At 64.1% G+C, this 20,844-nt stretch carries 20 protein-coding genes; 4 read left to right on the forward strand and 16 right to left on the reverse strand.

All coding sequences use genetic code 11. From position 1 onward, the window contains the following. Positions 1–3: 3 nt before the first annotated feature. Positions 4–837: an alpha/beta hydrolase gene (locus U0023_RS01075; protein ID WP_009764215.1), complete on the forward strand. Its 834-nt coding sequence runs from the start codon at positions 4–6 to the stop codon at positions 835–837. Between the two features lie 26 nt (positions 838–863). Here the strand turns inward: U0023_RS01075 and U0023_RS01080 are convergent, their stop codons facing one another. Further along, positions 864–1,091 (reverse strand): hypothetical protein, encoded by a 228-nt coding sequence (locus tag U0023_RS01080; protein WP_009764214.1) that lies wholly within the window; start codon positions 1,089–1,091, stop codon positions 864–866. Between the two features lie 154 nt (positions 1,092–1,245). Further along, positions 1,246–4,578, reverse strand: coding sequence for a transcription-repair coupling factor (locus U0023_RS01085; protein WP_009764213.1), 3,333 nt, complete (start codon positions 4,576–4,578; stop codon positions 1,246–1,248). A 164-nt stretch (positions 4,579–4,742) separates the two neighbouring features. Between U0023_RS01085 and U0023_RS01090 the strand changes: the two genes are divergently transcribed. Continuing rightward, positions 4,743–6,113, forward strand: coding sequence for a L,D-transpeptidase family protein (locus U0023_RS01090; RefSeq protein WP_322883768.1), 1,371 nt, complete (start codon positions 4,743–4,745; stop codon positions 6,111–6,113). Positions 6,114–6,157: 44 nt separating this feature from the next. On the opposite strand, the gene U0023_RS01095 is transcribed toward U0023_RS01090, so the two are convergent. Together U0023_RS01095 and U0023_RS01100 are read right to left on the reverse strand one after the other, a co-directional pair. Next, entirely contained in the window at positions 6,158–6,532 is a 375-nt protein-coding gene (locus tag U0023_RS01095) for a hypothetical protein (protein ID WP_009764211.1), read from the reverse strand. Positions 6,533–6,611: 79 nt separating this feature from the next. Then, positions 6,612–6,812 (reverse strand): hypothetical protein, encoded by a 201-nt coding sequence (locus U0023_RS01100; RefSeq protein ID WP_009764210.1) that lies wholly within the window; start codon positions 6,810–6,812, stop codon positions 6,612–6,614. A 364-nt stretch (positions 6,813–7,176) separates the two neighbouring features. On the opposite strand from U0023_RS01100, the gene U0023_RS01105 reads away from it, so the two are divergent. Beyond that, positions 7,177–8,604, forward strand: coding sequence for a protein adenylyltransferase SelO (locus tag U0023_RS01105; RefSeq protein ID WP_009764209.1), 1,428 nt, complete (start codon positions 7,177–7,179; stop codon positions 8,602–8,604). A gap of 394 nt (positions 8,605–8,998) precedes the next feature. Beyond that, positions 8,999–9,559 (forward strand): hypothetical protein, encoded by a 561-nt coding sequence (locus U0023_RS01110; protein ID WP_154661154.1) that lies wholly within the window; start codon positions 8,999–9,001, stop codon positions 9,557–9,559. 115 nt (positions 9,560–9,674) lie between these two features. On the opposite strand, the gene U0023_RS01115 is transcribed toward U0023_RS01110, so the two are convergent. The 12 genes from U0023_RS01115 to urtA form a co-directional block, all read right to left on the reverse strand. Then, positions 9,675–10,244, reverse strand: a complete 570-nt coding sequence (locus U0023_RS01115) for a HupE/UreJ family protein (protein ID WP_009764207.1) — start codon at positions 10,242–10,244, stop codon at positions 9,675–9,677. Positions 10,245–10,258: 14 nt separating this feature from the next. Further along, on the reverse strand, positions 10,259–10,882 hold the full coding sequence (gene ureG, locus U0023_RS01120; RefSeq protein ID WP_009764206.1) for an urease accessory protein UreG: 624 nt from the start codon (positions 10,880–10,882) through the stop codon (positions 10,259–10,261). Then, the gene (locus tag U0023_RS01125) at positions 10,879–11,580 is read right to left on the reverse strand and encodes an urease accessory protein UreF (protein WP_009764205.1); all 702 of its coding nucleotides are present in this window, start codon (positions 11,578–11,580) and stop codon (positions 10,879–10,881) included. Before U0023_RS01125 ends, ureG begins: the two co-directional genes overlap by 4 nt. Further along, complete coding sequence (locus U0023_RS01130) at positions 11,573–12,052, reverse strand: urease accessory protein UreE (RefSeq protein ID WP_009764204.1); 480 nt, start codon at positions 12,050–12,052, stop codon at positions 11,573–11,575. The genes U0023_RS01125 and U0023_RS01130 overlap by 8 nt, the downstream gene beginning before the upstream one ends. A 1-nt stretch (position 12,053) precedes the next feature. Beyond that, complete coding sequence (gene ureC / locus U0023_RS01135; RefSeq protein WP_009764203.1) at positions 12,054–13,781, reverse strand: urease subunit alpha; 1,728 nt, start codon at positions 13,779–13,781, stop codon at positions 12,054–12,056. Further along, complete coding sequence (locus U0023_RS01140; protein ID WP_009764202.1) at positions 13,781–14,401, reverse strand: urease subunit gamma; 621 nt, start codon at positions 14,399–14,401, stop codon at positions 13,781–13,783. Before U0023_RS01140 ends, ureC begins: the two co-directional genes overlap by 1 nt. Before the next feature lie 9 nt (positions 14,402–14,410). Beyond that, on the reverse strand, positions 14,411–15,124 hold the full coding sequence (locus U0023_RS01145; protein WP_245272998.1) for an urease accessory protein UreD: 714 nt from the start codon (positions 15,122–15,124) through the stop codon (positions 14,411–14,413). 115 nt (positions 15,125–15,239) lie between these two features. After that, positions 15,240–15,935, reverse strand: coding sequence for an urea ABC transporter ATP-binding subunit UrtE (gene urtE / locus U0023_RS01150; RefSeq protein ID WP_009764200.1), 696 nt, complete (start codon positions 15,933–15,935; stop codon positions 15,240–15,242). 2 nt (positions 15,936–15,937) lie between these two features. Continuing rightward, a complete protein-coding gene (gene urtD / locus U0023_RS01155; protein WP_009764199.1) occupies positions 15,938–16,690 on the reverse strand; it encodes an urea ABC transporter ATP-binding protein UrtD in 753 nt (250 codons plus the stop codon). Between the two features lie 3 nt (positions 16,691–16,693). Continuing rightward, the gene (urtC, locus tag U0023_RS01160) at positions 16,694–17,830 is read right to left on the reverse strand and encodes an urea ABC transporter permease subunit UrtC (protein ID WP_009764198.1); all 1,137 of its coding nucleotides are present in this window, start codon (positions 17,828–17,830) and stop codon (positions 16,694–16,696) included. Further along, complete coding sequence (urtB, locus tag U0023_RS01165; protein ID WP_009764197.1) at positions 17,827–19,416, reverse strand: urea ABC transporter permease subunit UrtB; 1,590 nt, start codon at positions 19,414–19,416, stop codon at positions 17,827–17,829. Before urtB ends, urtC begins: the two co-directional genes overlap by 4 nt. A 70-nt stretch (positions 19,417–19,486) precedes the next feature. Next, entirely contained in the window at positions 19,487–20,743 is a 1,257-nt protein-coding gene (urtA, locus tag U0023_RS01170; RefSeq protein ID WP_052600653.1) for an urea ABC transporter substrate-binding protein, read from the reverse strand. Between the last annotated feature and the right edge of the window lie 101 nt (positions 20,744–20,844).

Raw genomic sequence — 20,844 nt, forward strand, 5'->3', positions numbered from 1 at the left:
GCGATGGCCGCCCAAGACCGTGCCCGGGACCTCGACCTGGAGGCCGAGTACAACAACCGGGCACGCGTGCCCGATCACCCGGTTCACATCGCAGGCTGGCAGAGGGATTCAGCCACATATCGCGAAAGCGCGACCTGCGAGCTCGACCTCCCCTATGGGCCGGGCGAGCGGAACCGGCTGGACCTCTTCCATCCGCAGAGCGGAGATGCCGGCGGCCCGGTGGTGCTGTTCATTCACGGCGGATATTGGCAATCGCTCGACAGATCCACGTCGAGCCATCTGGCGCGCGGCGCCAACGAGCGCGGGCTTACCGTGGCGATCCCGAGCTATACCCTCGCGCCTGCCGCCAAGCTGGCCGACATCGTGTCCGAGATCGAAGCTGCGGCCAATTTCGTCATCGGGCGCCTGGGCCGCCCCCTCGTCGTGAGCGGCCATTCGGCCGGCGGGCATCTGACCGTATGCCTCATGGCGCGGCCCGATGCGCTGCGCATGCCCGTTCGCGCCGCCATGCCCATCTCCGGGCTGTTCGACCTGCCGCCGCTGGTTCCGACCTCGATCAACAAGGCTCTCGGCCTCACCGTCGAGGAGGCCCACACCTTGAGCCCGATGGAATGGGCTCCTCCCCGGGGCGGACACCTCATCGCCGTCGTCGGCGGGGCGGAGAGCAGCGAGTTCCTGCGCCAGTCCCGCACCATCGTCGAGCGCTGGGGTCAGGCCGGCGTCGCGACCCGCTATCACGAGGTGCCGGGAGCGCATCACTTCGACGTCATCGCCGGTCTGGCTCGCCCGGATGACCCGCTCGTGGACATGCTCGTGGAGCTGTCGGCGGACGCTTGATCGCTGCCTGACGGCGGCAGGTGATTTCAGCTATCCCTCGCGAGCTGATCCACCACACCCTGGCTCATGTAAGGATGGCCCGCCTCGTTGAGCGCCCGGTCCAAGGCTTCGATGGCCACCAGGATCTTTGTGAGCTCCTCCGCCATCTCGACGGAGGGAAGCGGCGCTTCGGAAATCTGCCGCGTCATATCCCTGCGCCGTTTCACGAGGCTTTCGCGCGCGGCGTTCAGCTCCTGGATTTCCTCGGACGTCATAGGCTCCTCACGATCAAGACTATTTTCATTATTAAGTCAGCGGAGCGAAATCCGTTCACGCTTCAATCGCGCGAGACTAGGGCATTTTTCGGCGAAGTGGATCCGGTTCGCCGAAAAATGCGACAGTTCTCGCCGTGACCGTTGGAAGCTCGCTTCAGCGCGAGAGCGTATCCAGCAGCTCGACGATCCGTTCGTAACGCTCCTCCGCCTGGTCACTCGATATCGCGCAGACCAGACGCTCCTTGCTCCAGGCGAGCATTCCCTGCGAAGCATCGATCTTCGCCAGCAAAGGAAGCTTGTCCGCCGAGCCGGGCCGAAAGGTCAGGGCAATGGCCTGCGGCCCGGCATCGATGCGGGCGATTCCCAGGTGCCGGCACACCTGATGCAGATGCGCAAACCTCAGGAGGTTCCGAACCGGTTCGGGGATGGAGCCGAAACGATCCTCGATCTCAGCCTCCAGATCATCGATGCTCTCGGCTGAGCCGAAACGCGCGATGCGGGCATGGAGATTGATCCGCATCTCAGGCTCGTTCACGTAGGACTCCGGAACGGCGCCGGACAGCCCGATATTGAGATCCGGCGTCCAGTCGTCCTCCAGGCTCCCGCCGCGCAGGGCGTGCGCGAGCATATGCTGATAGAGATCCGTGCCGATCAGCTTGACGTGGCCTGCTTGCTCGTCGCCCAGCAGCGCTCCCGCCCCGCGTTGATCGAGATCCTGTGCGCTGATGGCGAAACCCGCTCCCAACCTGTCGAGCGCCGTCAGCGTCCGCAAACGCTTTTCCGTCGCCTGCGGAAGCTCCTGACCGGGCTCCGTCAGCAGGTAAGCCGTCCCGCGGACGCGCCCTCTTCCGACGCGCCCGCGGAGCTGATGCAGCTGCGCCATGCCGAAGCGATCCGCGCGCCACACGAGCATGGTGTTGGCGCGGGGAACATCCAGTCCGCTCTCGATGATGTTGGTCGACAGAAGAACATCGCCCTCCCCGTCGGCAAAGCGAACCATCACGTCATCCGTCTCGGCCGCGGGCATCTGTCCGTGAGCGACCATGATGTCCAGCTCCGGAACGAGCTTCGCCAATCGCTCACGCATCGGCTCGATATCCTCGACCCGAGAGCACACGACGAAGCTCTGACCGCGCCGCCGGCGCTCGCGCATGAGCGCGTCGCGCACGCTGGCCGGATCGAAAGGTGTCAGAAACGTGCGGATCGGCTGCCGGCGCGCCGGCGGTGTGGCGATGATGCTCAGGTCCTGCAATCCGACCAGTGCCGATTGCAGCGTTCGCGGGATCGGCGTGGCGGTCAGCGTCAGCACATGGGCTTGCGCCGATAGCTCTCTGAGCTTGTTCTTGTGCGCCGTGCCGAACCGCTGCTCCTCGTCGATGACCACGAGCCCGAGATCCTTGAACGCCACGCCTTTTGCGGCGAGCGCATGCGTACCGATGACGAGGCGTATCGATCCATCGGCCAAGCCCTTCTTCACCGCCTGCGCTTCGGATGGCGGCACAAGGCGGGACAGATGTGCAATCTCGATGCCAAGGCCCGCGAAGCGCCTCTCGAAGCTTCTCACATGCTGACGGGCCAGGACGGTCGTCGGAGCGACGATGGCCACCTGCTTGCCCGCGAGGGCCACGGCGGCGGCGGCCCGCAAGGCAATTTCCGTCTTGCCGAAGCCGACATCGCCGCAGACCAGCCGGTCCATCGCCCGACCCGACGAGAGATCTTCAAGAACGGCCTCAATGGTGTTGATCTGGTCGGCGGTTTCGGAGAAGGGAAAGCGGGCGACGAAGCGTTCGTAATCCCGGCCCGGCGGAACGAGCGACTCAAGCGTCTTCGACCTGCGAGCGTCGACGAGGCCGATCATATGCCTGGCGGTTTCCGCGATCTCCGCTTCGATCCTCTCGCGACGGACCTGCCATGCATCGCCCTTCAGCCTGTCGAGAGAAAGAGCGTCCGACATCGCACCATAGCGCCAGACCCGGTCCATTTCCGTCGCGGGAACGAGAAGCGTCGTGTCGGCCGCGTAGCCGAGCCTGACCGCTTCGCTCTCGCCGGCATCTCCGGCATCGACGCTCTCGATGCCCTGAAGCACGCCGATGCCGTGATCGATGTGAACGACCGCGTCGCCGATCCGGAACCCCGTATCCGTGAGGCTCGACGCGGCGGCACTGACCTCGACTTCCGCACTGCCGCGAGCACGGCTTCCCAGAACATCGAAGGCCGTCATCACCGCGATGCCGTCGCGTTCATCGATGAAGCCGCGCTTGATGTCGGCCTGCAGCGCGAACCATCCTTTGGACGGGCCGTCCAGGACGGCATCCCAGTCGCCCACCTCGTCGGGCCGCCCGACGGATTGGACCCTACGCCGCAGCCGGCCCAAGTCCGAGCGGGCCGCCGCAACGAGCACGATCTTCCGTCCCGCATCCGATTGGGTGCGCAGGAAATCCGCAAGCGCCTTGGATGGTCTGGACGATATCGCGAAATTCGGCACCGCGTGCTGCGAAGATTCGTCCGGCGTTACGGCATGAATGTAGATGGCGCGGCGGCTGGACAGGGCGTCAGCCCATTCGTCGTCCTGGATGAAGAGCCGCTCGGGCGCAACGGCCGATGTCGCGGTCCTGCCCTGCATGCGGAGATTGATCCGGGTGTCGTAGGCATCGGCGGCCTGCTCCATCACGAGCTGCCGCCTCTCCTCGAACTTCGCATCCAGTACGATGGATGCGTCCGGCCAGTAATCGAAGAGTGTTTCCAGCTGCGGGTAGAATTCCGGCAGACGCTGCTCCATTCCATCGAAACGCTCGGCGGATTCTTCGCCATGGCCCGCCTCCGGCAGAACGATCTCCGAAGCCGGGCCGATTACGAGATGATCGACCTCCGCTTCCGTCAGTTGTGAAATCGGATCGTAGGAGCGAATGGCCGCGATGGTTCGACCATCGTGCTCGGCCCGGTAAGGCAAGGCGCTGTCGGCCGGAAAGAGATCGATCACCTGCCCCCGGATCGCCGCTTCGCCCGGCTCGTCCACCCGCTCATCCAGAACGTACCCGGCTCGATGCAGGTAGTCGTTCAGGGCATCCACAGAAAATTCTTCGCCTGCGCGAAAGGCGAAGAATGTCTTCTTCACTACGTCGCGGGGCGGCACGCGTTGGATGATCGCGGCCGCGCTCGTGATCAGGACGCGCGGGCCCGCACCCGGTTCGCTCATCCGCCGCAGCACCGACATGCGTCGTCCCATGGCCTCCCGCGAAGGCGAAGCTCTGTCGTAGGGCAGACAGTCCCATGGCGGCAGAAGGCAGATGTCGAGGCCGGGCGCCAAGCCCTGCATGGCCTGCGCCATCTGCTCGGCCCAGCGCTCTCCTCCTGCGACATAAACGACCCCTGACGGTCCAGCCTCCTTCGCCTGTTCGAGGAGACGCACCGCATGAAGCCCCACGGACGATGGCAAAGGCAGGTCGATCCGCCTGATATCCTGAGGGGGGAGAGGCTCGGCACGCATGGAACACTCGCTGGGGCGGTCAGAGGGTCCAGGACAACGTCCTCGCCCTGTCCCAGTTGCAGTCCCCGCTATGGCCCTTCCGTTACAGGATTTTGTAAACCAAGAACCCTCATAGTCGGAACATGACCTATGGGAATGCACACCGTCTCCGCTTCGGATTAGCCTTGCTCCTGTGCTCCACCATCTGGAGTGCTCCCGGCGCCTTCGCGGCTGCCGAAAGTTCGCCTTCGGACGCCCCGGCAAAGACTTTGCCGAATGGATCGCCGCCTCCGGCCGGGGGCGCGGTTCAGCCCCCCAAGGCGACCGCCACGGCACCGGCCAAGCCGCCCGAGAAGGTGGCGCCCATGCCTGTGGCAACGATCTCGCAGGATACCCGGCCGACCTTGGAGGCAAGCACCTTCATCAACACGATGCGGGCCGCCTGGACCTATAAGCGCATCGCCGAGGCGGGAGGGTGGCCCAGCCTGCCCGCGGGCACGGTTCTGAAGAGCGGCGACAAGGGGCCGCTCGTTGCGACCCTTCGGCAACGTCTCGCTCTGGAGGGCGACCTCCCGGACAATGCCGCGACGAACACTGTTTTCGATGCGGAACTGACCGGTGCGGTCAAACGGTTCCAGGCCCGCCACGGCCTGCCGGAATCCGGCGCTGTGCGGGCGCGAACCCTGGAGGCCTTGAACGTCCCGGCGCTCACGCGCCATCGCCAGCTCACGGCTTCCGCGCAACGGCTGGCAGGCTCCACCTTTTCCTTCGGCGATCGCTATGTGGTGGTGAATATTCCATCCGCCGCCGTCGAAGCGATCGAACGTGGACAGGTGGCCCGCCGCTTCGTCGCCATCGCCGGCAAGGTGGATCGCCCCTCGCCCACCGTCGAAACCCGGGTCACCGCCGTCAACATCAACCCTACCTGGACTGTGCCGGTTTCCCTGATCAAGAAGGACATCATTCCCCATGTGCGGAAGGATCCCGCCTATCTGGAGAAGATGAAGATCCGCATCCTCGACGCCAAGGGACAGGAGGTCGATCCAAAGACCCTCGACTGGTCGACGGAGAAGGCCGTGAACTACACCCTGCGCCAAGATCCCGGGGCGATCAACTCGCTCGGACAGATCCGCATCGACATGCCGAACAAGCACGCCGTCTACATGCACGACACGCCCAAGAAGCAGCTCTTCGCGCAGGATGCCCGCTTCCATTCATCGGGCTGCGTACGTGTGGCCGACGTGGCCGATTTCGCCGAATGGCTTCTGCGCGGCACCAACAGTCAAGCGGGCGCCTGGACGAAAGACGGAATCAATACGACCATTGCCGGCGCGACCCGTCAGGACATCCGTCTCGACAAGCCCGTTCCCGTGGCGTGGGTTTATCTGACGGGTTACGCGACAGCGGACGGCACAGTGCATTTCCGAGACGACGTCTATGGGCTCGACGCGCCGAAGACCAACCCCGTGCCTGAACCGCAACTCGTGGACGTTCCGGCGACGGCCTCGATCAAGCCCAAGCGCCTGGAGGACGGCGCAAAGATGACGACGCGTTAAAACATCGGCCCCAAAGTGCACATGCACTTTCGGGGCCTGATACTTTAAAGACTTTTCCTGCGCAGCAGGCGTCCCGACGATGGAATGTTCGCGCGGGCCTTGTGCCATTCGAAGGCGGCATCCTGAAACAGATCGATGGCGGCAACCGCCTGGGCCCGCATGGCGGCGATCGAAGCCGGGTCCCGCTGAGAAAAGCGATCCGTCGCATCAGCCAACTGACGGCAACGCTCCTCGACCAGCCGCCGCGCCTCCCGCAGCCGGGAGTTCGGCTCCTCTGCCCTGATCATCCCATCGCAGAAGCTGAGCACGTCCTGAGTCAGGTTTTCGCCCGAGTAGAGACCGGAGTAATGATCGATCATGCCGCGGACATAACCAAGAGAGTGTCGAATCTCCTGCCGCAAAAGCACCTCGCTGCTCATCGCACCTTCCCGCAATAGGACTTCTGTCACCGCCTCGACGGCGGTGCTGTTGTATGAACTGGAGAGTTCTAAAAAGGCGTTAGCCCGGTTCCGCCGTCTTGGGATCGGCCGGGGCTCTGGGCGGAGCAGGAAGAGGCGTCTCGTTGTTCTGCGTCACGGTAAGCCGCGACGACCAGATTCTCTCAAGGACAGGACCGGCGATGATCCCGGCAACGAATGCAAAGGCCACGACGATCAGACCAATCCGGCCGCAAAGGCTCAGCATATCCTTGAATGCCATAAACCTTCCTCCCGTCTTCCTTAACGAAAGAATCCTAGGGGAGCTTTTCGCCGTAGCCAATAGACCAAAGCATAATTTGCAGCGACGACAGCGTGATGCCGGTTGAACAATGCTCGGCAACGCAAGGGAAAAGAATGCCTTTTCTGACTGAAGCGCCGCGTAATATTTTAGCTGGATTCGATGGCATGCCCTTCTTCACGCCATATCGTAACGTGGTATAGCGTTATCTTCGAGTAGCATCGTTTCAACGCCGGGGGGTCTTTCATTGATCGCGCGCCGGACTCGGCCGCGACTTGATCCATCGCGACAAATCTGAACATTTCGGACGCACTCGAATTGAACACGGGTTCATCGGATCTCGCACATGCCCGCTTCCGCCAGCTATCGCGCCTCGACACGCCACCGGGACCTCGGCTCCGATTTCTATGACCTCGTCCGGCCGGCGGAGTTTCCGCAGCACATCCTGCGGTACCGGAACCACCGCTGGGCCGAGCGGGTGGGGCTTGGATCTCTCGACGACGAAGAATGGATCGACCATTTCGGACGCTTCGTGCCGCTTCCAGCGAGCTTCGAACAGCCCCTCGCCTTGCGCTACCACGGCCATCAGTTCCGAACCTACAATCCACATCTGGGCGACGGACGCGGCTTTCTCTTCGCGCAACTCCATGATGTTCAGGACGGCAGGCTTCTCGACCTCGGCACCAAAGGCAGCGGGCAGACGCCTTGGTCGCGCCACGCCGATGGCCGCCTGACCCTGAAGGGCGGCGTTCGGGAAATCCTGGCAACGGAAATGCTCGAAGCGCTTGGAGTTGAGACGTCCAAGTCCTTCAGCCTGATCGAAACCGGCGAGGAACTCGAGCGCGGCGACGAACCCTCGCCCACCCGCTCGTCGGTCCTGGTTCGCCTCAGCCATTCGCACATTCGCATCGGAACGTTCCAGCGGCTGCTCTACCTGGATGAGACCGACAACCTCCGAAAGCTCCTCGACTACACCATCCAAATCTACTTGCCTCAGACGTGGCGCGATGATGAACCCGGCCGCGCCGTCGCCTTCCTGGAAGAGGTGTGCCGACGCGTGGCCCGCATGGGCGCGCAATGGATGGCGGCGGGCTTCGTGCACGGCGTGCTCAACACCGACAACATCAACGTCACGGGAGAAAGCTTCGATTACGGTCCCTGGCGCTTCCTGCCCGTCTACGAGCCCGGATTCACGGCTGCTTATTTCGACGAGACGGGCCTTTACGCTTTCGGCCGGCAGCCCGACACACTGCTGTGGAATCTGTATCGTCTCGCGGAATGCCTTCTGCCCCTGGCGCCGCAGGCGGAGCTCGAGAAAGCGCTCGCCACCTTCGAGCCTGCGCTCCACCGCGAATTTCCGAGCGCGATCCTGCGTCGTCTCGGCCTGCAATCGAAGAGCTTCGAGCAGGATGGGATCCTGGCCAAATCCCTATGGACGTTTCTGCACGAGAGCAAAGCCCCCTTCGAGCAGACGTTCTTCGACTGGTATGGCGGGCTCCTGAGTGCGCATCGCGCGGAGAAGAACTCATCTGCGCCTTTCTACGCACAACCCTCATTCGAGCCTGTCCGCGATGCTCTCGCAAGCTTCGAACCGGCTACCCGGCTTCAGCTCGCGCATCCGTATTTCGCGCGTCCCGCACCTTGCACGATGCTGATCGACGAGGTCGAGGCGCTCTGGGCTCCGATCGCAGCCGAGGACGACTGGATGCCTTTCCAGACGAAGCTCACCGAGATCCGCAGCATGGCCCAGGCCTATGGGGCGGAATCCGCATAGGGACTGCCGAAGCCAAGCTCGGCTACTCGGGCCCTTCGCGTGAAAGCCTAAGCTTCAAAATGGTTCCCTTTCCTAGGGAGAGAAATTTTGCCTTTATAACGGAACGCGATTCCTGAACCTGCGTCTTATAGCCAAGCGAGCCGCCTTGCGCCGGCTCATCATCAGAAATGGCTATATGTAGGTGAACACGATGCAGCGTTCATACGCTCTTGCTTTGTCCAGCGCGGCCCTTCTCCTTGCGCTTGGAACTTCGTCCAGCGCCCAAAGCATCAGAGCGGGGCAGCAATGCGTCCCCGCGGTCGCTGATGCCTCCATGTATCACAACTGCCGACTTCACATCGTGCAAGGTCAGGAGACCTGCCGCTGTGCCGTTCGGCCTCAAGCCCTGCGCCGAATGGACCGACCTGCGGCCCCATACGGCAGCGTCACCGGGTCGATCAGCAACGGCCCTGCGGCCGTCCTTGGGTTCACGAGTTCGGACCGCAATGCCTCCGGCGCAGTCGGCAGCAATTCTCTCGGCAGCGGTACTCTCGGCACCGGCACTACCGGGAGCATCGGCGGCGGCTCGAGTTCGAGCCGCGGGGCTGCTGCGGCAGGCACGGAGGCCTCGGGTACGAGCGGCAGTCGCAGCGGCGGTAATGGAGCCGGTGCAGTTGGTTCGAACGACAGCGTCAGCGGAATTGGCGGAACAGGGAGCGGAACCGTCAGCGCCGGAAGTGGAGGCGTCGGAACCGGCAGCGTTGGCCCTGCGACAGGCAATGGCGGCGGCCGCGGCAATAACGGTCAGGGGAATGGAAACGGCAATGCCGGCGGTCATGGCAATAACGGGCACGGCAATGACGACGACGGCAACGACTCGTCCAATCCCGGTCGCTCCAACAATGGCGATGGGACCGACCAAGACGGTCCCGCAGGAAATGGTGGCGGCCACGGGAATGGCGGTGGCAAGCGCTAACGTCACCTGAGTTGAAAGGCGTTCCCTGGCCACGTCTCGTGGCCAGGGAATTTGTCGATGGAGTCAGATCCCTGATTGGCGTCCCCGACCATGGCCTGAAGCGGCAGCCCTCTTCCTAACCGGCCAAGAGGACGATTCCAGCGACTGCGACCGCCGCGCCGGCCAAGCGACTGGCATGCGCCTGACGGGCGGTCAGCAATCCCAACGCTATGCCGAGTCCATGCAGCCCCATGCTCGCCAGAGCGAAGCCGGCGCTGTACAGCGCAGCGCCGGCTTCGGCCGGAATCTCAGCACCATGGGCATAACCGTGGAAAATGGCGAAGAGCCCGACGAGCGCCATCGCCGCTCCGACAGGCCATGCCCATCCCAGCGATACGACCGCGCCGAGCACGACGACGGAAGCGGCAATCCCGATCTCGACCGCGGGGATCCCGACGCCGGCGAGGCCCATCAGGCCGCCGACCAGCATCATCCCCACGAAGCTTGCGGGCAGCGCCCACAGGGCACGCCCTCCGAGCAAGGTCGCAAAGAGGCCGACGCTCACCATGGCGAGAACATGGTCCAGGCCTCCCATCGGATGCGAGATGCCTGCGAGAAGGCCGGAAGCGGTGTCGTGGCCCGTGTGGGCCAGGGCAGGCGTGGCTGCCGCGAGCAGCAGCATGGTGGCAATGGAGCGTGTGAACATGGCGCGCTTCTCCTTCAGTTCGCCGCGGACAGGCCGCCGGCCTGTTCGATGAAAGCCGCGATGGCGTCGACCCCAACGCCATCGCGGATATTGCTGAACACGTAGGGTCGCTGGCCCCGCATTCGCTTCGTGTCCTCCTCCATGATCGACAGATCTGCACCGACATACGGCGCGAGGTCGATCTTGTTCACCACCAGGAGATCGGATCGCGTAATGCCGGGACCGCCCTTGCGCGGGATCTTCTCGCCACCGGCGACGTCGATGACGTAGATCGTCAGATCGGCGAGCTCGGGCGAGAAAGTCGCCGCCAGATTGTCGCCCCCGGATTCCACCAATACGATGTCGAGATCCGGAAAGCGCTTGCGCATGGTCGCGATGGCCGCAAGGTTGATCGAGGCGTCCTCACGAATGGCCGTGTGAGGGCACCCGCCCGTCTCCACGCCCATGATGCGTTCTTCCGGAAGCGCCCCTGCGACAGTGAGGAGCCGCGCATCCTCCTTGGTATAGATGTCGTTGGTGATCGCGCAGATGTCGTAGCGTGCCCGGAGCGTCTTGCAGAGCGCTTCCATCAAGGCCGTCTTGCCGGAGCCGACCGGCCCGCCGATGCCGACGCGAAGGGGTCCCGTGTGAGATGTCATGAGCGAAAGAGCCTCGTATACTGGTTTTCATGATGGAATGAGCCTAGATCGGCGCGGAAGGTCGAGCCGCCGATATCGTCGAGCGCCAGGTTCATCCCCTGCCGCGCGATATCCTGCACGATCTCGGCCAATGCAGCAGAGACGCGGATGCCCGCCGTCTGCCCGATGGGCGCGAGTCGGATGGCGGCGGAGACGAGCGTCTGCACGAGCCCGAAGAGGTAGGCCTGCGTCGTGATCGGCAAGGGAACACCATGGGCTGCCGCCGCCATGCCAATCGCGACGGGAAAGGCAACGTCTCCTTCGAGCCCGAACAGGCGCGGCGAAGGCCATGCGGCGAGCGTCGCATCGAGGAAGCTGCGTCCCTGCTGGCTGGTTTCGAGATGGAGTTCGGCGGATGGCGCGAGGGCGAGAGCGAGTTCGTTCACTGTCTCAAGGGCTTCATGGTCGCCTTGCTCGACGGCACGATAGGCGTGGTTCAGGAGAATGGCATCGTTGCGCCCGAGTCCGAGCATGAGCAGATCGGTCAACCATGCGACGAGACTTGCTTCATCGCTCACGTCACCGGCTTCCACGGCCCATTCCAACGTGTGCGAATAGGCATAGCAGCCGACCGGATAGGAGGGCGAGAGCCACGCGAAAAGCGGCAGGATCGCCGCCTCTCCTCTCCATCCCGGCGTTTTCGGGGAACCGTCATCCATGACCGTGCCTATGGTGGTGAGAAGGCCCGCCATGCTCGTGATGGTGATAGGCACCGCGCACGGGCCGGAAGGGGCGCTCGACGATCTCGACCTTGGCGCCGAGCCCCAGCAGCATATCGACCAGCACATGGTCGTAGGCGATGTAGATCGCCTCTCGTGCGATCTCCGCCGGGACATGCCGATTTCCGATGTGCCAGGCAACGGTCAGGAGGTCGAGCGGATCCTCCGTCGTGATCTCCACGAGCTTTTCCGGTGCGGCCCGAACCTCGACGAGCCAGCCGCTTTCGAGCCGGATGGCGTCGCCGTCCTCCAGCACATCTGCCTTGTCGAGATCGAGCAGGAAGGCGGTCCCGCCATCGGCATTGAGCATGATGCGGCGGCGGTGCCTGTCGCCATGATCCAGGGTGATGACGTCGACGATGCGATCCTGCTCGACGGCATCTCGGCGGATGATGGATGTGGCGCGGATCATGTCAGAACAGGAAATAGCGTTGGGCCATGGGAAGAACCTTCGCGGGCTCGCAAACGAGCAGCTCGCCGTCGGCGCGGACGTCGTAGGTTTCGGGATCGACCTCGATCATGGGCGTCGCATCGTTGAGCACCATGTCCTTCTTGCCGATCCCGCCACGCACGTTCTCGACGGCGACGAGTTTCTTCTGAACGCCGAGCTTTGCCGCCAGGCCGTTCTCCACTGCTGCCTTCGACACGAACGTGAGCGAGGTCGTGGAAAGCGCCCGGCCGTAGGCGCCGAACATCGGCCGATAATGCACCGGCTGCGGCGTCGGGATCGAGGCATTGGGATCGCCCATGAGGGCCGCCGCGATGGCGCCGCCTTTGAGCACGAGATCGGGCTTCACGCCGAAGAAGGCCGGCGTCCAGACCACGAGATCGGCGAGCTTGCCGACCTCGACCGACCCGATATGCCTGGATACTCCATGGGCGATGGCCGGATTGATCGTGTATTTCGCGACGTAACGGCGGGCCCGAAAATTGTCGTTGTCGCCGGCCTCGCCGGGCAAAGCGCCGCGCTGCACCTTCATCTTGTGCGCCGTCTGCCACGTGCGGATGATGACCTCGCCGACGCGGCCCATCGCCTGGCTGTCGGAGGACATCATCGAGAGCGCCCCGATATCGTGCAGGATGTCCTCCGCCGCGATGGTCTCCTTGCGGATGCGGCTCTCGGCGAAGGCGAGATCCTCAGGGATCGACGGCGAAAGATGGTGACAGACCATGAGCATGTCGAGATGCTCGTCGATGGTGTTCACCGTATAAGGGCGCGTCGGGTTGGTGGAGGACGGCAGGACGTTAGGCAGGCCCGCCACCTTGATGATGTCCGGCGCATGGCCACCGCCCGCTCCCTCGGTATGGAAGGCGTGGATCGTCCGACCCTTGAACGCCGCGATGGTATCCTCGACGAAACCGGATTCATTGAGCGTGTCGGTGTGGATCATCACCTGCACGTCATAGGCATCGGCGACGGAAAGGCAGCAATCGATTGCCGCCGGAGTCGTACCCCAATCCTCGTGCAGCTTCAGCGCGCAGGCACCGGCCTCGACCATCTCCACCAGAGCGTCCGGCTTCGAGGCATTGCCCTTGCCCGTGAAGGCAAGATTCATCGGGAAGGCGTCGGCCGCCTCGATCATGCGGGCTATATGCCATGGTCCCGGCGTGCAGGTGGTCGCGAAGGTGCCCGTCGCAGGACCGGTTCCACCACCCAGCATCGTGGTGATGCCGGACATGAGCGCCTCCTCGATCTGCTGCGGACAGATGAAGTGGATATGGGAGTCGAAGCCGCCGGCCGTGATGATCTTGCCCTCGCCGGCGATGATCTCCGTACCCGGTCCGATGATGATGTCGACATTGGGCTGCACGTCCGGATTGCCCGCCTTGCCGATGGCGGCGATCAGCCCTCCCCTGATGCCGATATCGGCCTTCACGATTCCCCAATGGTCGAGAATCACCGCATTGGTGATGACCGTGTCGAACGCCCCCTCGGCGCGTGTCGTCTGCGCCTGCCCCATCCCGTCGCGGATCACCTTGCCGCCGCCGAACTTCACCTCCTCGCCATAGGTGGTGAAGTCTCTCTCCACTTCGATCACGAGAGCCGTGTCGGCGAGGCGAATGCGGTCCCCCGTTGTCGGGCCGAACATGTCCGCATAGCCGGATCGCGGCAGGGAGGCTGGCTTTCTTGCATTCGACATCACAGCGCTCCCATCACACCCTGGCGGAACCCATAGACCTCGCGCTTGCCGGACAGCGGGACCAGCACCACCTCACGCGTGGCGCCGGGCTCGAACCGCACCGCCGTACCGGGCGCGATGTCGAGCCGCATGCCGCGGGCCTTCTCGCGATCGAAGGACAGGGCCGGGTTGGTCTCGAAGAAATGGTAATGGCTGCCGACCTGAATCGGCCGGTCGCCCGTGTTGGCGACCGTGAGAACGGTGCGCTCGGCTCCTTCGTTGAACACGATCTCGCCCTCCTGCGCGGTCACTTCGCCGGGCACATCCTTCGAGGCCGCGCCACGGATCGGATGATGCACGGTCACGAGCTTGGTTCCGTCGGGAAAGGTCGCCTCCACCTGCACGTCATGGATCATCTCGGCGATACCTTCCATCACCTGGTCGGCGGTGATGACATGGGCGCCGACCTCCATCAGCTCGGCGACGGAACGCCCGTCGCGCGCGCCCTCGACAACCGTATCGGTGATGAGGGCGATGGCTTCCGGGTGATTGAGTTTCACGCCGCGCTCCAGCCGCCGGCGCGCGACCATGGCCGCCATGGCGATCAGGAGCTTGTCTTTTTCACGGGGAGTGAGTTGCATGGTTCGACCCTAGCTGAGCCAGACACGAGGCAAGGGCTCGCCGCGAAAGGCGAGCAGGAACGGGATTACGGCAGTGCGGAGCGCTTCGACCTTCATCGCGCAGAAGCGGACGGCGAGAAGGCCGTTCCATGCGCTGGCGGCGGCATCGCAGCCATCGACGGAAGCGAGATGCTCGCGCACCGCGTCCAGGCGCGCTTCCGCATCGGGCGCCGCGTGGATCAACGTGGCGAAGGCACGGGCTCCCTTGCCGACGACGGGCTTCTGAAGAAGACGATCGATCGGGCCGTCGAGCCGCAGGGTATCGGCATAGACGAGGCGCCCTCCTCGACGAATGCGCCAGCGATCCTCGAACAATCCGTCCACGATGCTCTCCGCCCGCGCCTCGCGCCCGAACACGACGGCCTCGAACAAGGTCAGGCTCGCATTCGCGGTCATTTCGGCAGAGAGGCTCCGGCGAAGGCGCGCCTTGTCGAACAGGATCGTTTCCTGCGGCAGCCAATCGAGCCGCGCCTCGGCCGCCACTTTCAGATCGACTGCGAGTTCGGCCACCGGACCGTCCGAGCGATAGACCTTCTCGGCCGCCGGTGTCGCCACCGTGACGGCCGCGCCGGACCGCGCCTCGATCTGGACGGCAAAGCGGTCGCCGCAGGCGATGCCGCCTGCCGTGTTGACGAGAACGGCATCGAGCCCGCTCCCCCGGCTCTTGGGCAGCCTGATCCGCATGGATCCGCTCTCTTCGATCCGCATGGGCCGCGTGCGGCCATCCAGGCCGGCTGCGCTGAACGCAACCCGCCCGACCGCTCGCTGACGCTGTCGATCGATGGATGGGGAGACGCCATCAAATGGCCAAGCGCTGACGGACATCATCTCCCTCAAGCGCCAAGCGGTCGCCGTGCTGGACAATCTCGCCGCGCTCCATCACCACGAACCGGTCGGCCAGATCGCGGGCGAAGTCGAAATACTGCTCGACCAGAAGGATGGCCATATCCTTCCGATCACGCAAGTAGGTTATCGCTCGGCCGATATCCTTGATGATGGAGGGCTGGATGCCTTCAGTGGGCTCGTCGAGCACGAGCAGGCGCGGCCGCGTGACCAGGGCCCGCCCGATGGCCAGTTGCTGCTGCTGGCCGCCGGAGAGATCGCCACCGCGCCGGCCCAACATGGATTTCAGGACCGGAAACAGATCGAACACCTCCTCAGGGATCGTCCTCTCGCCACGCTTCAGGGGGGCAAATCCCGTCTCGAGATTTTCCTTCACGGTCAGCAGTGGAAAGATCTCGCGGCCCTGCGGGACATAGGCGATCCCGAGCGCCGCGCGCTCGAAGGGCTTGAGGCGGGCGATATCGCGGCTTTCGAAATGGATGCTTCCGCTCGCAATCGGGCGCTGCCCGGTGATGGCGCGCAGCAACGACGTCTTGCCGACGCCGTTCCGGCCGAGCACGCAGGTGACCTCGCCGATGGAGGCGCTGACGGAGACGCCGCGCAGGGCCTGCGCGGCACCGTAATAGAGAGAAAGGTTCTCGACAGAGAGCATCGTCATCGTCCCAGATAAACCTCGACGACCCGCTCGTTCGCGCTCACCGCATCGAGCGTGCCTTCGGCGAGCACGGAGCCTTCGTGAAGGCAGGTGACCTTCACGTCGAGGTCGCGCACGAAGGTCATGTCGTGCTCCACAACGATGACGGCCTGCGTCTTCGCGATGTCGCGCAGGAGATCGGCCGTATCGGCGGTCTCCTGATCGGTCATGCCGGCAGCGGGCTCGTCGATCAGCAGGAGCTTCGGCTGTTGCGCCAGCAGCATGCCGATCTCCAGCCATTGCTTCTGGCCGTGGGACAGTTCTCCCGCCTTGCGGTGACGATGCGCAGTCAGGCGCACCCGCTCAAGAAGGGCGTCGATGCGCTCGCGCTCCCGGGCGGTGCGCCGCGACAGCAGCGTGGCAAAGGCCGAACGGTTCTCCTTGAGGGCGAGCAGGATGTTGTCCTCGACGCTGTGCATCTCGAACACGGTCGGCGTCTGGAACTTGCGGCCGATCCCGAGTTCGGCGATCGCCGCCTCGTCGAGCGCCGTCAGGTCGTGCGTGCCCTCGAACAGGGCGGTGCCCTCGTTCGGACGGGTCTTGCCGGTGATCACGTCCATCATCGTGGTCTTGCCCGCACCGTTGGGGCCGATGATGGCGCGCATCTCCGCGTGATCGACCGCGAGAGACAGGGCATTCAAGGCCCGGAAGCCGTCGAAGGACACGGAGACATTGTCGAGATAGAGAAGCGTCGGGGTGATGGGTGCCGCCATGGTCTACTCCGCCGCCTGCGAGACCGTCTCGGGCACCGGCCGGGACTTCATCCTCCGGGCGGCGCCCGTCCAGAGATCCGTGGCGGCGCCTAGGATCCCGCGCGGCATCAGGAGCGTGACGAAGACGAAGAGGCCACCGAGGGCGAAGAGCCAGAATTCCGGCAGCACGCCCGTGAACCAGGTCTTGCCCGCATTCACCAGGAACGCACCGAGAATGGGGCCGGCCAGCGTTCCACGGCCGCCGACCGCCACCCAGATGACCAACTCGATCGAATTGGCCGGCGCGAACTCGCTCGGATTGATGATGCCGACCTGCGGCACGTAGAGCGCGCCCGCAACACCCGCCAGCATGGCCGAGAGCGTGAAGACGGCGAGCTTGTAGTGCTCGACGCGATAGCCGAGGAAGCGCGTGCGGCTCTCCGCGTCGCGAACTGCGACGAGCACCTTGCCGAACTTCGAATTGACCACCCAACGGCATAGCAGATAGCCGCCGGCCAGCGCCCCCACGGACAGGACGAAGAGGACGATGCGCGTCGAGGCGGACTGAATTGGGAAGCCGAGGATGTCCTTGAAGTCGGTCAATCCGTTATTGCCACCGAAGCCCATGTCGTTGCGAAAGAAAGCGAGCATCAGAGCGAAGGTCATGGCCTGCGTGATGATGGAAAGGTAGACGCCGGTCACGCGCGAGCGGAAGGCGAACCATCCGAACACGAAGGCCAGAAGTCCCGGCACGATGAGCACCATGAGGGCTGCGAACGGAAACCAGTCGAAACCCTGCCAGAACCAAGGCAGCTCCTTCCAGTTCAGGAACACCATGAAGTCAGGAAGGATCGGATCGGCATAAACTCCGCGCGGACCGATCTGGCGCATGAGGTACATGCCCATCGCATAGCCCCCGAGCGCGAAGAAGGCGCCATGCCCGAGAGAGAGAATGCCGCAGAAACCCCAGATCAGATCGACCGAGAGCGCCAGCAGGGCAAAACAGACATACTTGCCGATGAGCGGCACGAGATGGTCCGACAGGTGGAGCGGCGATCCCGGCGCAACGGCCACGTTCAGGACCGGCACCAGAATGGCGGCCGCTCCGAGCAGGAGGAGGACGATGATGCTATGGCGATCGAGCACCGATTGCGTTGTCATGCTTCGACCGCCCTGCCTTTGAGCGCGAAGAGACCGCGCGGACGCCTCTGGATGAAGAGAATGATCGCGATGAGCAGGACGATCTTGCCGAGCACCGCGCCCGCATAGGGTTCGAGGAGCTTGTTGGCGACGCCGAGCGTCATCGCACCGACCAGCGTGCCCCAGAGATTTCCGACGCCGCCGAACACGACCACCATGAAGCTGTCGATGATGTAGCCCTGCCCGAGATTGGGGCTGACGTTGTCGATCTGCGAGAGCGCCACGCCGGCAATTCCGGCGACGCCGGATCCGAGCCCGAAGGCCAGGGCATCGATGCGGTTGGTCCTGATGCCCATGGAGCCCGCCATGCGCCGGTTCTGCGTGACGGCGCGGACATAGAGGCCGAGCGCGGTGTAGCGCAGCACGAGGAGCAGAGCCGTGGAGACCGCGAAGGCGAAGACCACGATGGCGATGCGGTTATAGGTGAGGCTCAAGCCCCCGATCTCCAGCGCGCCGCTCATCCAGGCGGGCGTGCCGACCTCGCGGTTGGTGGGGCCGAAGATCGTGCGCACACCCTGCTGAAGAATGAGGGACAGTCCCCATGTGGCCAGAAGCGTTTCGAGCGGCCGGCCATACAGGAAGCGGATCACCGTCCGCTCGATGAGAATGCCGATCAGCCCGGCCACCAGGAAGGCGAGCGGCAGCGCGATGAAGAGCGATGCGCCGAAAAGGCCGGGAGCGTGGTTTCGGATCACCTCCTGCACGAGGAAGGTCGTGTAGGCTCCGATCATGACCATCTCGCCATGGGCCATGTTGATGACGCCCATCGTGCCGAAGGTGATGGAGAGACCGATCGCGGCCAGCAGCAGGACCGACCCGAGGGAGATCCCGTACCAGACGTTCTGCACGCCGTTCCAGAGCGCAAGCCGGGAGCGAATGCCGTCGACGGCCTTGCTCGCGGCATCGGATACCTCCGTGGGCGTTCCGGATGGCAGGGAGGACAGGAGCGCCAGCGCCTCCTGGTCGCCACGGGCGCGCAGGGTTTCGATGGCGGCGAGCTTGTCGGCCGTTGAAACATCGGCTTTGCCGAGGAGAACGGCCGCGCGGGCGCTTTCGAGCGCCTCTCTCACGCGAGCGTCGCTCTCCTGGGCGATGGCCCGCTCGAGGGTCGGAAGCGCCGCTGCATCGCGCGAGCGGAAGACCGCGCGGGCGGCATCGAGCCGTATGTCGGACTGCGGGCTGAGCAACGTCATGCTGCCGAGCGCGGCTTCGACGGCGCGGCGGACACGATTGTTGACCCGCACCGGCTTGGCACCCGCAGGAGGTGCGACCGCCTGCCCTGTCGCGGCATCGACGAACCCGCCTGCGGCCTCGCGGATATAGACCCGGCCCGCAGCGGCCATCAGCCGTCCGTCGCGCAGGGCTTCGACGAGGCTCATGGCCTGCGTATAGCCGCTGGTCGCGACGGCGCCGATCGCCGCCTCTGTATCGGCATAGCTGTCGGTCGCGAATTTGGGCAGGGCGTCCTCATAGGGGCCAGCCATGGCGGCCGACATCGTCCCGATGAGCAGAACGATGGCCTGCAGAATGCTGCGCAAGCTGGTCATGCGATCACTTCGAACGGAGGATTGGGCGAGGACGGCCCGCAGGCCGCCCTCGTTGGAATGCGTGCCTAGATCACGCGCCGCACTTCTTCGTGACGGTGTTGTAGTTGCCGCACTTGAGATCCTTCCAGTCGGCGATCAGGTCCTTCGAGCCTTCGAGATACTTCGACCAGGCATCGCCCGGGACGAGCGCATCCGTCTGAGAGACGGTTTCGAACTGCCCGTCCTCCTTGATCTCGCCGATGAGAACCGGCTTGGTGATGTGATGGTTCGGGAGCATCTTGGAAACGCCGCCGGTCAGGTTCGGAACCTCGACACCCACGATGGCGTCGATCACCTTGTCGGGATCCGTGCTGCCGGCCTTCTCGACAGCCTTCACCCACATGTTGAAGCCGATCACGTGCGCTTCCATCGGGTCGTTGGTGACGCGCTTGTCGTTCTTGGTGAAGGCTTTCCATTTCTCGATGAAGGCCTTGTTCTCGGGCGTGTCGACGGACTGGAAGTAGTTCCAGGCGGCAAGGTGCCCGACGAGCGGCTTGGTGTCGATGCCGGCAAGCTCTTCTTCGCCGACGGAGAAGGCCACGACCGGGATGTCCGTCGCCTTCACGCCCTGGTTGGCGAGTTCCTTGTAGAACGGCACGTTGGCATCGCCATTGATGGTGGAGACGACGGCCGTCTTCTTGCCGGCCGAGCCGAACTTCTTGATGTCGGCCACGATGGTCTGCCAATCGGAATGACCGAAGGGCGTGTAGTTGATCATGATGTCCTCGGACTTCACGCCCTTGGACTTCAAGTAGGCTTCGAGAATCTTGTTGGTTGTGCGCGGATAGACATAGTCGGTGCCGGCGAGGACCCAGCGCTCGACCTTTTCCTCCTTGGCGAGATAGTCGACGGCCGGAATGGCCTGCTGGTTCGGCGCGGCGCCCGTGTAGAACACATTCCGTTCGCTTTCCTCGCCCTCGTATTGCACGGGATAGAAGAGGATGCTGTTGAGTTCCTTGAACACCGGCAGCACGGATTTGCGGGACACGGAGGTCCAGCATCCGAACACGGCCGCGACCTTGTTCTGGCTGATCAGCTCGCGGGCCTTTTCGGCGAAGAGAGGCCAGTTGGACGCGGGATCGACGACGACCGCCTCGAGCTTCTTGCCGAGCAGACCGCCCTTCTTGTTCTGCTCGTCGATGAGCATCAGCATGACGTCCTTCAACGTCGTCTCACTGATCGCCATCGTGCCGGACAGAGAGTGCAGAACACCGACCTTGATCGTCTCCTGCGCTTGCGCCGTTCCCATGACAGCGCCGGAGACCAGCGCGGCGGAGGCCAGCGCCATCAGGTGTCTGCGGGTCATCTTCAACATCGACATAGGTCCTCTCCCTTGGCCGCCCTGTTTCAGGTGCAACACCGGTCGATTACGCAAGAACCATGCCAGGT

The sequence above is a fragment of the Microvirga lotononidis genome (assembly GCF_034627025.1).
Taxonomy (GTDB): Bacteria; Pseudomonadota; Alphaproteobacteria; order Rhizobiales; family Beijerinckiaceae; genus Microvirga; species Microvirga lotononidis.

Bases quoted from the DNA above. Each gene is read 5' to 3' on its own strand.
- U0023_RS01075 (WP_009764215.1), top strand. From the start codon at position 4: ATGGCCGCCCAAGACCGTGCCCGGGACCTCGACCTGGAGGCCGAGTAC.
- U0023_RS01080 (WP_009764214.1), bottom strand. From the start codon at position 1,091: ATGACGTCCGAGGAAATCCAGGAGCTGAACGCCGCGCGCGAAAGCCTC.
- U0023_RS01085 (WP_009764213.1), bottom strand. From the start codon at position 4,578: ATGCGTGCCGAGCCTCTCCCCCCTCAGGATATCAGGCGGATCGACCTG.
- U0023_RS01095 (WP_009764211.1), bottom strand. From the start codon at position 6,532: ATGAGCAGCGAGGTGCTTTTGCGGCAGGAGATTCGACACTCTCTTGGT.
- U0023_RS01100 (WP_009764210.1), bottom strand. From the start codon at position 6,812: ATGGCATTCAAGGATATGCTGAGCCTTTGCGGCCGGATTGGTCTGATC.
- U0023_RS01105 (WP_009764209.1), top strand. From the start codon at position 7,177: ATGCCCGCTTCCGCCAGCTATCGCGCCTCGACACGCCACCGGGACCTC.
- U0023_RS01110 (WP_154661154.1), top strand. From the start codon at position 8,999: ATGGACCGACCTGCGGCCCCATACGGCAGCGTCACCGGGTCGATCAGC.
- U0023_RS01115 (WP_009764207.1), bottom strand. From the start codon at position 10,244: ATGTTCACACGCTCCATTGCCACCATGCTGCTGCTCGCGGCAGCCACG.
- ureG (WP_009764206.1), bottom strand. From the start codon at position 10,882: ATGACATCTCACACGGGACCCCTTCGCGTCGGCATCGGCGGGCCGGTC.
- U0023_RS01125 (WP_009764205.1), bottom strand. From the start codon at position 11,580: ATGGATGACGGTTCCCCGAAAACGCCGGGATGGAGAGGAGAGGCGGCG.
- U0023_RS01130 (WP_009764204.1), bottom strand. From the start codon at position 12,052: ATGATCCGCGCCACATCCATCATCCGCCGAGATGCCGTCGAGCAGGAT.
- ureC (WP_009764203.1), bottom strand. From the start codon at position 13,781: ATGTCGAATGCAAGAAAGCCAGCCTCCCTGCCGCGATCCGGCTATGCG.
- U0023_RS01140 (WP_009764202.1), bottom strand. From the start codon at position 14,401: ATGCAACTCACTCCCCGTGAAAAAGACAAGCTCCTGATCGCCATGGCG.
- U0023_RS01145 (WP_245272998.1), bottom strand. From the start codon at position 15,124: ATGCGGATCAGGCTGCCCAAGAGCCGGGGGAGCGGGCTCGATGCCGTT.
- urtE (WP_009764200.1), bottom strand. From the start codon at position 15,935: ATGCTCTCTGTCGAGAACCTTTCTCTCTATTACGGTGCCGCGCAGGCC.
- urtD (WP_009764199.1), bottom strand. From the start codon at position 16,690: ATGGCGGCACCCATCACCCCGACGCTTCTCTATCTCGACAATGTCTCC.
- urtC (WP_009764198.1), bottom strand. From the start codon at position 17,830: ATGACAACGCAATCGGTGCTCGATCGCCATAGCATCATCGTCCTCCTC.
- urtB (WP_009764197.1), bottom strand. From the start codon at position 19,416: ATGACCAGCTTGCGCAGCATTCTGCAGGCCATCGTTCTGCTCATCGGG.
- urtA (WP_052600653.1), bottom strand. From the start codon at position 20,743: ATGGCGCTGGCCTCCGCCGCGCTGGTCTCCGGCGCTGTCATGGGAACG.